The organism is Bacillus sp. GZB (assembly GCF_001975995.1).
Lineage (GTDB): Bacteria > Bacillota > Bacilli > Bacillales > Bacillaceae > Bacillus > Bacillus velezensis.
On the sequence record NZ_MTQG01000010.1, the window covers coordinates 731181 to 746566 of the forward strand.

A 15386-nucleotide genomic window follows, 5' to 3' on the forward strand; every position below is an offset into this window, starting at 1 on the left:
AGCAAATATGGAGGGAGATACGATTGACGATAACGAGACAAGACGCGTGGACGCAAGATGAAGATTTGCTGCTGGCCGAAGTGGTGCTCAGGCATATTCGGGAAGGCGGGACCCAGCTTTCCGCTTTTGAAGAAGTCGGCAGAGCGCTGACGAGAACGGCTGCCGCCTGCGGGTTCAGATGGAATTCTTATGTCAGAAAACAATATCAGTCAGGGATAGAACTGGCGAAAAAACAGCGGAAGGAATTAAGAAAGCAGATCGGGGTGCATTCCGCCAATCTGCCGGGAACCGTCAAACAGCCTCCGATCCGCAGGGCGGAAGGAGAAAAAGAGCTGTCCATTGATGATGTCATTTTGTTTCTGCAGCAATTTAAAGAGTCGCCGGCCGCAGCGGATGTGCGTCATGAAAAAGAAAAACTCACAGAACAGCTGACCGCGCTGCAAAAAGAAGTCGAGGATCTGCGTGAGGAAAATGAAAGCTTGAGAAACAAGCTGGAGATGACGGAAGAAGATTATAAAGCGTTAATTGACATTATGGACAGAGCGAGAAGAATGGTCAATTCAAAAGAAGACGACAGAAAATCGGCGCAGAGCCTGTAAAATGAACCGGCCTGGGGGCGGCGGCCCGGCCGGTTTTTTATTATGCCGTTTCTCCGGATGTCATTTCACCGTCCATATCGGGATGCCAGATATAAGGATTTTCTCCTTTATCACGCGCCATATCATATTTAACCGGCTCAAAATTCATCTTATCCCAGAAATCTGCAGATTTCATGCGTGAATTTGTCCTGATCGGCATTCTGAAGGATTTTGCAAAATCAACAAGCGCTTTTCCGTATCCGTTGTTTTGATAGCCCGGAAGAACCTCAAGCTTCCAAAGTTCCAAAAAGTCCTGGCGCTGATCAAAATACGGATTCGCGCCTCCGTTTACCTGATATAAACTCATTCTCGCCACTAGTTTATCCCCGAAGTAAATCCCGTAAAAAGGCGAGGTGCTGTCATTTTCAATGATATTATCCTGAAGATCTTCAAGCATCGACAGCTCCTGCATCCCGTATTCCTTAAACCTTTTAAATTCTTCGAGTGTCTTAAAGTTGATGAGCAGCCGCTCTATTTTCAACACAAACTCCCCCTTTGTTGTGTTCTACCATTATTGTAAACGCTTTAATTGAAAATTCCAACTATAATATGCTTGCCAGTCTTTTTGCTCAAAACGAAATTGAAGTAATTTGCGGCGGCTTCTGCTATGATAATATGGAAAAATGCAGATATAGGGTGTGACAGTGTGAAAATCGGAATTATCGGCGGCGGAGCGGTAGGCCTTTTATGTGCTTACTACTTATCGTCCCGCCATCAGGTAACGGTCATTACGCGGCGGACGGAGCAGGCTGATGCGATTAACTCAGGCGGTATACGGCTTTTGAAAGACGGAATAGAATGTACGGCGGCATGCAGTGCGCAAACAGGCATCACTTCCGGATTCGACCTCTTAATCGCAGCCGTTAAACAGCACCAGCTAAGTGCGGTGTTGCGGGATCTTGAGACGATAAAAGGGACGAATGTGCTGTTTTTGCAAAACGGCATGGGACACATACACGACATTAAAGATTGGCATACGGATCATTCGCTTTATGCCGGCACTGTTGAGCACGGAGCAAAAAAGATATCAGATCATGCCGTTGAACATACGGGAGTGGGAGCCGTAAGGTGGAGTGTATTCAGCGCTTCCCGGCCGGAAACGCTCAAAAGCATCTTTTCCGGCATGCACCGGGATTTTCCCGTATATGATGAAAACGACTGGTATCGGCTGTTAACGGGAAAACTGATCATAAATGTATGCATTAACCCGTTAACTGCATTGCTGCGCGTGAAAAACGGAGAGCTGGTAACAAATGACGCTTACAAAAAATATATGAGAAACGTGTTTGAAGAAGCGGAGACAATACTTGGCCTCGCCGATAGAGAAAAAGCGTGGAACAAGGTTTGCGAAGTGTGCAGACTGACGGAAAAAAATCATTCTTCCATGCTCGTCGATATCATGGCAGGCAGGCGGACAGAGGCCGATGCGATTATCGGCTATCTTGTAAAAGAAGCGGAAAGCCGCGGATTGCCGGCCGTTCATCTCACGTTTTTACATCGCAGCATAAAAGCGTTAGAAAGAAACTGAAACAAAGTCTTTTGAGGTTTTCCGGTAACATGCTATACTCATTTCGGAAACCTAACTATTTATTGGAGAAAGGAAGTTCCAGACAGATGCAGCTAACTGAACTTTCCATCAAAAGTCAAAATAAGTTTGTGCAGCACTATATAGATGGAGAAAACATGTCTTCATTTTTTGATTATGATATTCATTCAGAGGACGTATGGCAAAAGCGGCTTCATGACTTGTCTTCGCGGCCGTTTGCCAGAGAGGAATTAGCGGATTATTTATCCTCCTATCACGAAAAATTTCACTCCGCCGCCATGCAGGCCTCCATCGAAAAACTGAGAGATCCAAAAAGCGCAGCGGTTGTAGGCGGCCAGCAGGCCGGTCTTTTAACGGGGCCTCTTTACACCATACATAAAATTATCTCCATTATCGTACTTGCCAGACAGCAGGAAGAGGCGTTACAGATTCCTGTTGTTCCGATTTTCTGGGTGGCGGGTGAAGATCACGATCTGGAAGAAATCAATTTTGTGCATACGTCAGCAGAGAATAAAGGTCCGGTGAAACAGAAACTGCCGCAGTCGTACTGGAAAAAAACATCGGCGGCTAAAACCGAGCTTGATCAGGAAAAATGCGCGGCTTGGATTGATGAAGTGTTCGCTGCTTTTGAGGAAACGGATCACACAAACACACTCCTTCAAAACGTGAAGCGATGTTTACGCTCATCAGAGACATTCACGGACTTTTTTGAGCTGTTGATCGCCGACTTGTTTCAAGAAGAAGGCCTTATTCTGATGAATTCGGGAGATCCGGGGATTAAAAAGCTGGAAACGGGTATGTTTCAGCAGATTTTAAAACACAATCATGAGCTTGCCAAAGCCGTGTCAGACCAGCAGAGTCTTATGCGGGAAGCCGGTTATCACCCGATTATTGAATCGGACAAAGATCAGGCCAATCTGTTTTACGAACACGAGGGAGAGCGTTTCTTAATTGAAAAAGAAAACGGCGTTTTTGTCATTAAGGAGCTTGACCTGAAGTGGACGAACGACGAGCTTCATACTCATATGGAAGAAAAACCGGAATGTTTCAGCAATAACGTTGTGACAAGGCCGCTTATGCAGGAGTTTCTCATTCCGACTCTGGCGTTTATCGCGGGGCCGGGGGAGATCAATTATTGGGGTGAGCTGAAGCAGGCTTTCTCATTAATGGGCTTTCGCATGACGCCGGTAGTGCCGAGACTGAACATTACGATTCTTGAGCGCCATATTGAAAAGAAGCTTTCAGAACGGAATATCCCGCTTCAGGAAGCGATTGAACACGGCACCGGACACCTGAAAGACACTTATTTTGAAGAGCAGATTCCGGAAGAGTTTTCTTCTGTAATGGAACAGGCGAAGTCGCAGATTGAAGCTGTCCATAAACGCGCAAGGGACGAAGCGCTGAAGGTCGATTCAAGCCTTGAGCCGCTCTTACAGAAGAATGCCGCCTTCATTCAAGATCAGCTCTTGTTTTTAGAACGGACGGTAACGAAAAGAATTGAAGAAAAAGAAGGCTTTGTGCTGCGTGACTATGAAAGAATCCAAAACAGCATCAGACCGCTCGGCGCTCCGCAGGAACGGATTTGGAATGTGATGTATTATCTGAACCGCTACGGTCCAAAATTCTTCACAACCTTCAAACATCTGCCATTTTCTTTTCAAAACCAACATCAGATTGTCAAACTTTGAAATAAAGTTTTAAAGAACCCTGAATAGTTCAGGGTTTTTTTTTATGTGTAAACAGTGTAAAATGAGGTTGTGGAGAGAAGTGGCGGATAGTGGTGAGTTTAGGGGAGAAAGTGGGGGTCCTTATCATGTTTATGGGTGAATACCGGCATACTGTTGATGCAAAGGGCCGCATGATCGTACCCGCAAAATTCAGAGAAGGCCTCGGTGAGCAGTTTGTGCTGACCAGAGGACTGGACCAATGCCTTTTCGGCTATCCGATGAATGAATGGAAGCTGATTGAAGAAAAGCTGAAGGCTCTGCCGCTCACCAAAAAAGACGCCCGCGCATTTACCCGATTCTTTTTTTCCGGTGCGACCGAATGCGAACTGGACAAGCAGGGAAGGGTTAATATTGCGTCATCTCTTCTGAATTACGCAAAACTGGAAAAAGAATGTGTTGTCATCGGGGTTTCCAATCGAATTGAATTGTGGAGTAAGGTAATATGGGAACAATACACAGAAGAGCAAGAAGATTCATTCGCTGAAATTGCTGAAAACATGATTGGATTTGATATATAATGGATCTTCGTGCATCACAACAACAACTGACAATTCAATTCATTCCTTATAAAGGTGGGACCGACACAAATGTTTCAGCATAAGACAGTACTTCTTCGTGAAACCGTCGACGGTTTAAATATCAAACCTGACGGAACCTATGTGGACTGCACCCTTGGCGGCGCCGGGCACAGTACATATTTATTGCAGCAATTATCGGAAAAAGGACGCTTGATCGCCTTTGACCAAGATGACACAGCACTTGAAAACGCAAAGAAAACATTGTCCGAATACAAAGGACAGCTTATTCTGGTGAAAAGCAACTTTCGTTATTTAAAAGAGTGTTTACATGAACACGGCATTACGAGTGTTGACGGAATTTTATTTGATTTAGGAGTATCCTCTCCGCAGCTTGATACACCGGAACGGGGATTCAGCTATCATCATGACGCACCGCTGGACATGAGGATGGACCAGTCGGCCGCCCTTACGGCGAAAGAAGTCGTAAATGAATGGCGGTATGAGGACCTTGTGAGGATTTTCTTTAAATACGGAGAAGAAAAATTCAGCAAGCAGATCGCCCGAAAAATTGAAGAGGCTAGAGAAAAATCGCCTATTCAAACAACCGGCCAACTGGTCGATCTAATAAAGGACGCGATACCGGCACCGGCGAGAAGAAGCGGAGGTCATCCGGCCAAACGCGTATTCCAAGCCATTCGAATCGCCGTAAACGACGAGCTTCAAGTATTTGAAGAGGCCCTCTTGCAAGCGATAGAGGTGCTGAAACCGGGCGGAAGGGTGTCTGTGATCACTTTTCACTCACTGGAAGACAGAATGTGCAAGACGACATTCAAGGAAAAATCATCACTTCCCGAACTGCCTCCGGGTCTTCCGGTGATACCGGAAGAATTTGAACCGGAATTAAAACTGATTACGAGAAAGCCCATTACGGCATCAAAAGAGGAGCTTGAAGAAAATAACCGCGCCCGGTCAGCGAAGCTCCGCATTGCGGAGAAACGAAAATAACGGGCAGCAAATGACAACATTAAAGGAGGTCATCAGCCTATGAGCAACTTAGCTTACCAGCAGGAAAAACAACAACGGCCAGTGATAAGTCCCGAAAAAAAGGTGATTGTCAAAAAGAGGGCTTCCATTACACTAGGGGAAAAGGTGCTGCTCGTCCTGTTTGCCATTGCCGTTCTCTCCACATCAATGTTTATCGTATCAAAGGCATACGCGGCGTACCAATCCAATATTGAGGTGCAAAAACTGGAGGAGAAAGTATCTGAGAAGAATAAGCAGATCGGTGATCTCGAAAAGACGGCTGCTGACTTAAGCCAGCCGCAGCGCCTGATGGATATCGCTAAAAAGCACGGTTTGAATCTGAAAGATAAAAAAGTGAAAAACATACAGGAATGATAACCCATGCCGAAAAAAAATAAGTTTATGAACAGAGGAGCAGCGATACTCAGTATTTGTTTCGCTCTCTTTTTCTTTGTCATTCTCGGGAGAATGGCGTACATTCAATTAACCGGTAAAGCAAACGGTGTAGAACTTGCAACAAAAGCGACCGAGCAGCACGAAAAAAAGCGGACGATAGAAGCGAGCCGCGGCTCTATTCTTGACCGGAACGGCAAAGTGCTTGCAGAGGACACGGCGACATATAAGCTCATTGCCGTACTTGATAAAAAAATGACGAGTGATCCGAAGCATCCTCAGCATGTCAAAGACAAAGAGAAAACGGCGGAAAAACTGGCGACCGTTATCAATCTTGATAAAAGCAAGATTCTGGACATCTTAAACAGGGATGGCGCGAAGCAGGTGGAATTCGGTTCAGCCGGCCGCGATATCTCTTATGCGAAAAAACAAAAGATCGAAAAAATGAATCTTCCGGGTATCTCTTTCTTAAGAGATACGAAGCGCTACTATCCGAACGGCATATTTTTGTCAAATGTTCTCGGCTATGCCGATGTGAATGAAAAAACAAACGAGATACAAGGCTCTTTAGGGCTTGAAAAAATACTGAACAACTATCTGACGGAACGCGACGGATCCGTCACTTACGAAAGTGATAAATCCGGCTGGAAACTTCCGAACAGCAACGAAAAAATCACCGCACCTAAAAACGGTGACAATGTATATTTAACCATTGATCAGAAAATTCAAACCTTTTTAGAAGACAGCATGACGAAAGTAGCGGAAAAATATAAACCGAAAAAAATTATGGCGGCTGTCGTAGAACCGAAAACAGGCAAAGTGCTTGCGATGGGGCAGCGTCCGAGTTTTGACCCGAACATCAGAAACGTCACCAATTATTACAACGACTTAGTGTCGTACGCATATGAACCGGGATCGACGATGAAGATCTTTACGCTTGCTGCGGCGATTCAGGAAAATGTGTTTTCTGCAAACGAGAAATATAAATCAGGAACATATAAAGTGGGAGGCGGACCTGTTAAAGATTGGAACGACGGCGCCGGATGGGGTATGACAAGCTTCCATGACGGCCTCATGAGGTCATCCAATGTTGCTTTCGCCAAACTGGCCAACGAAAAACTGGGGTTTGACCGGTTTAATGAGTACCTGCACAAATTCGGGCTCTATCAAAAAACAGGGGTTGATCTGCCCGGTGAAGTATCAAGTAAAATTAACTACAAATATGATTTTGACAAAGCGTCTACGGCTTACGGCCAAGCATCGGCGATAACGCCGATCCAGCAGCTGCAGGCGGTCACGGCGATTGCCAATAACGGCAAAATGATGAAACCTTACGTCATTGATCATATTGTCGACCCCGATACGAAAAAAGTCGTCAAGCAGACAAAACCAGAGCAAGTAGGCACGCCGATTTCAGCCGATACGGCGAAAAAAGTCCGGAATCTGCTCGGAGAAGTCGTGACGTCAGACATCGGAACGGGAAAACCTTATAAAATTGAAGGATTTGACGTCGCGGGTAAAACGGGAACCGCACAAATCGCCGGGACGGGCGGATATTTAAAGGGAACGAGCAACTATGTGTTTTCATTCATGGGCATGGCGCCGAAAAATGATCCTAAGCTCGTCATCTATGTAGCCGTGCAGCAGCCGCAATTAAAAGCGGGGCAAAGCAGCTCTGATCCTGTCGCGGAAATCTTTAACCCGACGATGAAAAACAGTCTCCACTACATGAATATCGAACCGACGGAAAAATCAGATTCCGGTCAGGAAGAAACGAAAAGCCAAAAGATGCCTGACCTGACAGATAAGACGGTCAAGAGCGCTGAGAAGGAAGCGAAAAATGAACATCTCACACCGATTGTCATCGGCAGCGATGTTGCCGTAAAAGAGCAGTATCCGACAGCCGGAGAAGATGTGATCACCAATCAGAAAATCTTCTTAAAAACAGACGGAAAGATGACGATGCCAGATATGTCCGGATGGTCGAGACGGGAAGTGCTTCAATTCAGCAAAGTATCAGGCATTCACATCGATGTGAGCGGTGAAGGTTACGCTTCAAGCCAAAGTGTGAAAAAAGGCAAAGAAGTGAAAGAAAATACCGTGATCAAGGTGAAATTTAAAAATCCTGATTAACGGGACAGAGAAGTCCGCGGATGCCCGCGGGCTTCTTTTTTATGCGCCGCCGTTCTATGTGTCCAAGCTGAGGCATAAATTGAAACAAGCCTAAATAAGGAGTGGACGGTCCCTTGCGCGTTTCAAATGTAACGGTTCGAAAACGTTTATTACTGGTTTTGCTTTTTGGCGTAATCATTTTTTTGATCATTGACAGCAGATTAGGCTATGTCCAATTTGTGATGGGAGAAAAGCTGACTTCACTGGCTAAGGATTCCTGGAGCCGGAATTTGCCGTTTGAGCCTGAGCGGGGAGAGATCCTTGACCGAAACGGCGTGAAGCTGGCTACTAATAAAAGCGCGCCGACCGTCTTTGTCGTACCGCGCCAGATCCAAAATCCCATAAAAACGGGCAAACTTCTCGCGTCAGTTTTAAATATGTCGGAAGAGAAGGTCTACAAACACATTACTAAGAAAACCTCCATAGAAAAAATCTCACCCGAGGGGCGGAAAATTTCCAATAAAAAAGCGAAAGAAATCAAAGCGCTCGACTTAAAAGGGGTTTATGTGGCTGAAGACAGCATCCGCCATTATCCGTACGGAAGCTTTTTGTCCCATGTTCTCGGTTTTGCCGGTATTGATAACCAGGGCCTTCTCGGATTGGAGGCTTATTATGATGATGACTTAAAAGGTGTAAAGGGATCCGTGAAATTTTATACGGATGCCAAGGGGAAGAAAATGCCTGATGAAGCGGATGATTACACCCCTCCGAAAGACGGACTTGATATGAAATTGACGATTGACGCCAAGGTTCAGACGATTATAGAAAGGGAGCTCGACAATGCAGCGGCGAAATATAACCCGGACGGAATGATTGCGGTCGCAATGAATCCGAAAAACGGGGAAGTGCTCGGCATGTCAAGCCGTCCTGATTTTGATCCGGCTGACTATCAATCGGTGGATCCGTCCGTTTACAACCGGAACCTGCCGGTATGGAGCACATATGAACCGGGTTCGACCTTTAAGATTATTACACTTGCGGCGGCTCTCCAAGAGCAAAAAGTAAACTTGCAAAGAGACCACTTTTATGACAAAGGATTTGCCGAGGTCGACGGCGCCCGCCTCCGATGCTGGAAAAAGGGCGGCCACGGTTCGCAATCTTATCTTGAAGTCGTTCAAAATTCCTGCAACCCCGGGTTTGTACAGCTGGGGGAACGGCTCGGAAAACAAAAGCTGTTTCAATATATTAAGGACTTCGGCTTTGGAAAGAAAACAGGCATTGATCTGCAAGGGGAAGGAACGGGGATCTTATTCCCGCTTGACAGAGTCGGCCCGGTCGAACAGGCGACAACCGCTTTCGGACAAGGGGTTTCCGTCACGCCGATTCAGCAGGTGGCAGCCGTTTCCGCAGCAATAAACGGCGGAACGCTTTATACTCCGTTTATCGCCAAAGAGTGGGTTGATCCCGTTACGAAAAAAACTGTTAAGAAACAATCACCGATTGCGAAAAGGCAAGTTATTTCCCAGGAAACGTCAAAGCAGATCAGATATGCTTTAGAAAGCGTCGTCGCTCAGGGAACGGGGCGGAACGCCTTTGTGGAAGGGTATCGCGTCGGCGGAAAAACAGGTACCGCACAAAAGGTCAAAGACGGCAAATATCTCGAAAACAACCATATCGTCTCCTTTATCGGTTTTGCGCCGGCTGATGACCCGAGCCTTGTCGTGTATGTCGCGGTTGATAATCCGAAAGGCACGATTCAATTCGGGGGAACCGTCGCCGCGCCGATTGTCGGAAATATGATGAGAGACAGTCTGCCTGAGCTCGGCGTGAAACCGCGCAAAAATCAAATCGAGAAAAAATATCAATGGAACGACACAAAAACAATAGAGGTTCCGAATGTTGTAGGGATGTCTGTCTCTGATCTTGAGTCGCTGCTTGTCAATTTGAATATTGACTCCTCAGGAAAAGGAAGCAAAATTGTGAAACAATCACCTGCAGCCGGAACGAAAGTAAAAGAAGGCTCAAAGATCCGTGTTTACTTGAGTGAAGAATGAGTCTTTTTGAGGCAGCCGATTGTTTTCGGCTGCCTCTTATCATAAAGAGAAAAAAAGAAGATAACTTTTAAGATTAACTGGATGTATCCTTTTATTTACGCTAAAATATGAACTGTATGTTTAAAAGCCATTCTGACTTTTATAAACGGTTATCATGATAAAAGAATGAATAGAATTTCTGAGAGGTTTGATACAATGAAACTTACAAAGCTGCTTACATATTTAATGGCCGAACCTGTTCAAAATGACTTTCATGACCCTGACATAACTTCAATTGAGATGGACTCCAGGGAAGTGAGAAAAGGGAGTCTTTTTGTGTGTATAAAAGGGTATACGGTAGACGGACATGATTTCGCCCAAAAAGCCGCAGAAAACGGCGCGGCGGCCATCGTTGCCGAGAAAGAGCTTGACGTCGATGTTCCTGTCATTATCGTCCGCCGGTCACAGCGGGCGCTCAGCGTTCTTTCTGACGCGTTTTACGGGCAGCCGACAAAGCAGCTTCAGCTTATCGGCATCACCGGCACAAACGGCAAAACATCAACGACGCACATGGTTGATGAGATTTTTAAAAAAGCGGGAAGACAGACCGGTTTAATCGGAACGATGTACATTAAAATCGGGGATGAGACATTCCCGGTCAAAAATACAACGCCCGAAAGCGTCACACTGCAAAAAACGTTCAAGAAAATGAATGATGAGCATGTTGACACAGCTATTATGGAAGTGTCTTCTCACGCTCTGTCACTCGGCAGGGTTCACGGCTGCGATTATGATATCGCCGTATTCACGAACCTGACGCAGGACCATTTAGACTATCACAAGACGATGGAAGACTACAGACAGGCTAAAAGCCTCCTGTTTTCCCAGCTGGGCGGCTCCTTTAACCATGAAAAGCCGAAGCGGGCCGTTTTAAACGCAGATGACAAAGCCAGTGCTTATTTTGAAAAAGTGACGGCGGCGCACATCCTTACATACGGAATCGAGAACGATGCCGATGTCATGGCGAAACAAATCGAGATCTCTGCGCAAGGCACAAGCTTTGAACTCGTTACGCCAAAAGGAACAAAGCAGATCACAGTTTCACTCGTCGGCCGCTTCAACGTGTATAACGTACTGGCTGCAGCGGCGACAGCGATCGCAGCGGGTCTGCCGTTTGATACGATCACAAGCGCTCTTGAAGAGCTGCAAGGTGTCAGAGGCCGGTTTGAACTGGTGAATCACAATCAGCCGTTTCCTGTGGTCGTCGATTACGCGCACACGCCTGACAGTCTGGAAAACGTTCTGAATACATGCAAAGACATGACAGAGGGCAAGCTTTTCGTCGTCGTCGGATGCGGCGGAGACCGGGACAAAACGAAACGCCCGAAAATGGCGGAAATTGCGGTGCGGATTGCCGACGAACCGATTTTCACTTCAGATAACCCGAGAAGCGAGGACCCGCTGGCCATATTAAGAGATATGGAAAGAGGGGTAGAAGGCACCTACTATCACAGTATCGCAAACCGCGAGCAGGCTATCTTTTTTGCCATTGCCAACGCGAAAAAGGGAGATGTGGTTCTGATTGCCGGGAAAGGGCATGAAACCTATCAGCAGATCGGCAATGAAACATTCGACTTTGATGACGCCGAAGTAGCGGGAAGAGCTATTGTTGAGCTGAATAAAAAGTAAAACAGGAAAGAGTGTTAGAATGAGGGAAATGAATAGAATTACGGGGACACAATGTGAATATGATAAATACGTATGTCGTTTGAACGAAACGGGAGGAGAAAAGAGCAATGCTTGAGCAAGTGATTTTATTTACAATAATAATGGGATTTTTAATCAGTGTTCTGATATCTCCGATTCTTATCCCGTTTTTAAGACGTTTAAAATTCGGCCAAAGTATCAGAGAAGAGGGGCCGAAATCACATATGAAAAAATCAGGGACGCCGACGATGGGCGGGGTCATGATTATTGTATCCATCGCCATTACGGCGATTGTCATGACGCAGAAATTTTCGCATCTGAGCGCGGAAATGTTTCTTCTGCTGTTTGTCACGATCGGATACGGCCTGCTCGGCTTTCTGGATGACTATATTAAAGTAGTAATGAAACGGAATCTCGGATTGACGTCGAAGCAGAAATTGATCGGCCAGATCATTATTGCCATTGTATTTTACGGAGTATATCATTATTGCCATTTTTCAACCGGCATCAGGGTGCCGGGCACACATCTGTCAATCGATCTCGGCTGGGGATACTTTATCCTCGTTCTCTTTATGCTTGTCGGAGGTTCAAATGCCGTCAACCTGACAGACGGTCTGGACGGTCTCTTGTCCGGTACCGCGGCTATCGCATTCGGCGCTTTCGCCATCCTTGCGTGGAACCAGTCACAATATGACGTTGCGATTTTCTCGGTTGCCGTTGTCGGCGCCGTTCTCGGTTTTCTTGTATTCAACGCCCATCCCGCCAAGGTATTTATGGGGGATACCGGTTCGCTTGCGCTCGGAGGAGCGATCGTGACCGTTGCCATTTTGACGAAGCTTGAAATTCTGCTCGTCATTATCGGCGGAGTATTTGTTATTGAGACCTTATCTGTTATCTTACAAGTCATCAGCTTTAAAACGACAGGAAAACGAATCTTTAAGATGAGTCCGCTTCACCACCATTACGAATTGGTCGGATGGTCTGAATGGAGAGTTGTCGTCACATTCTGGACTGCGGGACTGCTGCTTGCCGTTTTAGGAATTTACATCGAGGTGTGGTTATAAGTGGAAAACGAACTTTTTTTGCAAAAACAAAACTTTCTGGTCCTCGGACTGGCGAAAAGCGGATATGCGGCTGCGTCGATTCTTCATGAAAAAGGCATTAACGTCGTCGTGAATGATCAAAAAGCCTTTGAAGAGAACGAACCTGCCCAAAGGCTTGCAGAAAGAGGAATTGAAGTCATCTGCGGTGAGCATCCGACGTCACTTTTTGATCAGCATCACATTACCATTCTGATCAAAAATCCCGGAATCCCGTATGAAAATATCATGGTGGAGGAAGCGCAAAGAAGAGGCATCCCGGTCTGGACGGAAATCGAGCTTGCGTATTATATCACCAATGCAAAATTCATCGGCATTACAGGTTCAAACGGGAAAACAACAACGACGACCCTGATTTATGAAATGCTGAAAGCTGATTCGATAAAGACGCTGATCGCAGGGAATATCGGCACTGTCGCCAGTGAAGTGGCTTATCATGCTGACGGTGATGAATGGATCGTCACAGAGCTTTCTTCGTTCCAGCTTATGGGGACTCATGCGTTCAGACCTGAAATCGGCCTGATTTTAAATGTGTTCGACGCTCATTTGGATTACCATCACAGCCGTGAAAACTATGAAAAAGCCAAGCAGAACGTGTATCTTCATCAGCTTGAGAGTGATACGGCCATCGTGAATCAAAGCGATGAAACAGTCGTGCGGCTTGCCGAAAGCGGAAAAGCCGGCACCGTTCCGTTTTCAGTTCACCAGGAACTGTCAAGCGGCGCATTCATTAAAGACGGAATGCTGATGTTCGGCGATGAAGCGATTCTGCCTGTTGATGACATCGTACTGCCGGGCGCGCACAATCTAGAAAATATTTTAGCCGCTGTAGCCGCGGCCAAAACGGCGGGCGCGTCTAATAAAGCGATTCAGAAGGTGCTGACAAGCTTTACCGGTGTCAAACACCGTCTGCAGTATGTAACAGCGATCCAGAATCGTAAATTTTATAATGACAGCAAAGCGACGAATATTTTGGCCACAAGCAAAGCGCTCTCCGCGTTCAAAGCTCCGGTTATTCTGCTTGCAGGCGGACTGGACCGCGGCAACGGTTTTGACGATTTGAAACCGTATATGGACAATGTCAAAGCGGTCCTGACGTTCGGACAGACAGCGCCGAAGATAGAAAAACTGGGCAATGAGCTGGGAATACAACATGTCAAACGTGTCGATAATGTTGAACAAGCAGTATCTGCGGCGTTTGCGCTCTCAAATGAAGGAGACGTCATCCTCTTGTCACCCGCGTGTGCAAGCTGGGATCAGTTCAAAACATTTGAAGAACGCGGTGACATGTTTATAGATGCCGTGCATATGCTTAAGTAAGGGCTTGTCTCTGTTCATCGGCAGCCCTAAATGACTTATGCTTGGGGTGTCGATTGCTTTGACTACTAAAAAAACAGCGCCTGATTTGTTATTAGTTATCATTACGTTATTGCTTTTAACAATAGGATTAATTATGGTCTACAGTGCAAGTGCGGTATGGGCGGATTATAAATTTGACGACTCGTTTTTCTTCGCGAAACGGCAGCTGCTGTTTGCGGGGATCGGCGTCATTGCCATGTTTTTCATTATGAATGTGGATTATTGGACATGGCGCACATGGTCGAAGCTGCTTCTGATCATTTGTTTTTTTCTGCTTGTGCTTGTGCTGATTCCGGGAGTCGGAATGGTGCGGAACGGTTCAAGAAGCTGGATCGGAGTGGGAGCGTTCAGCATTCAGCCTTCGGAGTTTATGAAACTCGCGATGATTGCGTTTCTGGCTAAATTTCTTTCTGAAAAACAGAAGAATATTACGTCATTCAGACGCGGATTCGTTCCCGCGCTCGGAATCGTGTTTTCTGCATTTATTATTATTATGTGCCAGCCGGACCTGGGAACAGGGACGGTAATGGTGGGCACGTGCATCGTGATGATTTTTGTATCCGGTGCGCGAATTGCTCATTTTGCGTTCCTCGGACTCATCGGTTTAAGCGGATTTGCGGCGCTTGTTCTGTCCGCTCCTTATCGGATTAAACGGATTACCTCTTACTTAAATCCGTGGGAGGATCCGCTTGGAAGCGGATTTCAGATCATTCAGTCGCTCTATGCCGTAGGTCCGGGCGGACTGTTCGGGATGGGGCTCGGCCAAAGCCGGCAAAAGTTTTTTTACCTGCCGGAGCCGCAAACCGATTTCATTTTTGCTATTTTATCTGAGGAACTCGGCTTTATCGGCGGTTCGCTCATATTGCTGCTGTTCAGTATTTTATTATGGCGGGGCGTCAGGATTGCCCTCGGCGCGCCGGATTTATACGGAAGCTTTGTCGCCATCGGTATTATTTCTATGATAGCTATTCAAGTCATGATTAATATCGGCGTTGTGACGGGGCTGATCCCGGTAACAGGAATTACGCTGCCGTTTTTAAGCTACGGAGGCTCATCACTGACGCTGATGCTCGCAGCGGTCGGCGTGCTTTTAAATGTCAGCCGGTACTCGAGGTATTGATCTGTATCTTGCCTCATCACTCATGATTTATTCGTTATCTATAAAAAAACAGACAACATCAATAACCCTGTCCTAAAAAACAGGGTTATCGCTATGTGATTAAGGGGGAC

General features: G+C 46.3%; 13 protein-coding genes. 12 read left to right on the forward strand and 1 reads right to left on the reverse strand.

From position 1 onward, the window contains the following. Positions 1 to 23: 23 nt before the first annotated feature. The gene (gene gerR, locus BXO87_RS03915) at positions 24 to 599 is read left to right on the forward strand and encodes a sporulation-specific transcriptional regulator GerR (RefSeq protein WP_003154450.1); all 576 of its coding nucleotides are present in this window, start codon (positions 24 to 26) and stop codon (positions 597 to 599) included. Positions 600 to 639: 40 nt separating this feature from the next. Here the strand turns inward: gerR and BXO87_RS03920 are convergent, their stop codons facing one another. After that, positions 640 to 1122 carry an N-acetyltransferase gene (locus BXO87_RS03920; protein ID WP_007611262.1) on the reverse strand — a complete coding sequence of 161 codons (483 nt, stop codon included), beginning with the start codon at positions 1120 to 1122 and terminating at the stop codon, positions 640 to 642. Between the two features lie 162 nt (positions 1123 to 1284). On the opposite strand from BXO87_RS03920, the gene BXO87_RS03925 reads away from it, so the two are divergent. The 11 genes from BXO87_RS03925 to spoVE all read left to right on the forward strand — a co-directional run bounded on the left by BXO87_RS03925 (position 1285) and on the right by spoVE (position 15276). Continuing rightward, positions 1285 to 2166, forward strand: coding sequence for a 2-dehydropantoate 2-reductase (locus tag BXO87_RS03925; RefSeq protein WP_038457922.1), 882 nt, complete (start codon positions 1285 to 1287; stop codon positions 2164 to 2166). An 86-nt stretch (positions 2167 to 2252) separates the two neighbouring features. Further along, positions 2253 to 3872 carry a bacillithiol biosynthesis cysteine-adding enzyme BshC gene (gene bshC, locus BXO87_RS03930; RefSeq protein WP_038457925.1) on the forward strand — a complete coding sequence of 540 codons (1620 nt, stop codon included), beginning with the start codon at positions 2253 to 2255 and terminating at the stop codon, positions 3870 to 3872. A gap of 125 nt (positions 3873 to 3997) precedes the next feature. Next, complete coding sequence (gene mraZ / locus BXO87_RS03935) at positions 3998 to 4429, forward strand: division/cell wall cluster transcriptional repressor MraZ (RefSeq protein ID WP_007409703.1); 432 nt, start codon at positions 3998 to 4000, stop codon at positions 4427 to 4429. 69 nt (positions 4430 to 4498) lie between these two features. Next, positions 4499 to 5434, forward strand: a complete 936-nt coding sequence (gene rsmH / locus BXO87_RS03940) for a 16S rRNA (cytosine(1402)-N(4))-methyltransferase RsmH (RefSeq protein WP_007409704.1) — start codon at positions 4499 to 4501, stop codon at positions 5432 to 5434. Between the two features lie 39 nt (positions 5435 to 5473). Further along, positions 5474 to 5827, forward strand: coding sequence for a cell division protein FtsL (gene ftsL / locus BXO87_RS03945; protein WP_003154442.1), 354 nt, complete (start codon positions 5474 to 5476; stop codon positions 5825 to 5827). 6 nt (positions 5828 to 5833) lie between these two features. Continuing rightward, on the forward strand, positions 5834 to 7978 hold the full coding sequence (gene pbpB, locus BXO87_RS03950; protein WP_038457927.1) for a penicillin-binding protein 2B: 2145 nt from the start codon (positions 5834 to 5836) through the stop codon (positions 7976 to 7978). A 113-nt stretch (positions 7979 to 8091) separates the two neighbouring features. After that, positions 8092 to 10011 carry a stage V sporulation protein D gene (locus BXO87_RS03955; RefSeq protein WP_003154438.1) on the forward strand — a complete coding sequence of 640 codons (1920 nt, stop codon included), beginning with the start codon at positions 8092 to 8094 and terminating at the stop codon, positions 10009 to 10011. A gap of 195 nt (positions 10012 to 10206) precedes the next feature. Further along, complete coding sequence (locus BXO87_RS03960; RefSeq protein ID WP_003154436.1) at positions 10207 to 11679, forward strand: UDP-N-acetylmuramoyl-L-alanyl-D-glutamate--2,6-diaminopimelate ligase; 1473 nt, start codon at positions 10207 to 10209, stop codon at positions 11677 to 11679. A gap of 107 nt (positions 11680 to 11786) precedes the next feature. Continuing rightward, positions 11787 to 12761 (forward strand): phospho-N-acetylmuramoyl-pentapeptide-transferase, encoded by a 975-nt coding sequence (mraY, locus tag BXO87_RS03965; protein ID WP_007409707.1) that lies wholly within the window; start codon positions 11787 to 11789, stop codon positions 12759 to 12761. Continuing rightward, positions 12762 to 14117, forward strand: coding sequence for a UDP-N-acetylmuramoyl-L-alanine--D-glutamate ligase (murD, locus tag BXO87_RS03970; RefSeq protein WP_012117504.1), 1356 nt, complete (start codon positions 12762 to 12764; stop codon positions 14115 to 14117). A 58-nt stretch (positions 14118 to 14175) separates the two neighbouring features. Next, on the forward strand, positions 14176 to 15276 hold the full coding sequence (gene spoVE, locus BXO87_RS03975; RefSeq protein WP_003154430.1) for a stage V sporulation protein E: 1101 nt from the start codon (positions 14176 to 14178) through the stop codon (positions 15274 to 15276). The last annotated feature ends 110 nt before the right edge of the window (positions 15277 to 15386 follow it).

Bases quoted from the DNA above. Each gene is read 5' to 3' on its own strand.
- mraY (WP_007409707.1), top strand. From the start codon at position 11,787: ATGCTTGAGCAAGTGATTTTATTTACAATAATAATGGGATTTTTAATC.
- pbpB (WP_038457927.1), top strand. From the start codon at position 5,834: ATGCCGAAAAAAAATAAGTTTATGAACAGAGGAGCAGCGATACTCAGT.
- bshC (WP_038457925.1), top strand. From the start codon at position 2,253: ATGCAGCTAACTGAACTTTCCATCAAAAGTCAAAATAAGTTTGTGCAG.
- rsmH (WP_007409704.1), top strand. From the start codon at position 4,499: ATGTTTCAGCATAAGACAGTACTTCTTCGTGAAACCGTCGACGGTTTA.
- BXO87_RS03960 (WP_003154436.1), top strand. From the start codon at position 10,207: ATGAAACTTACAAAGCTGCTTACATATTTAATGGCCGAACCTGTTCAA.
- ftsL (WP_003154442.1), top strand. From the start codon at position 5,474: ATGAGCAACTTAGCTTACCAGCAGGAAAAACAACAACGGCCAGTGATA.
- mraZ (WP_007409703.1), top strand. From the start codon at position 3,998: ATGTTTATGGGTGAATACCGGCATACTGTTGATGCAAAGGGCCGCATG.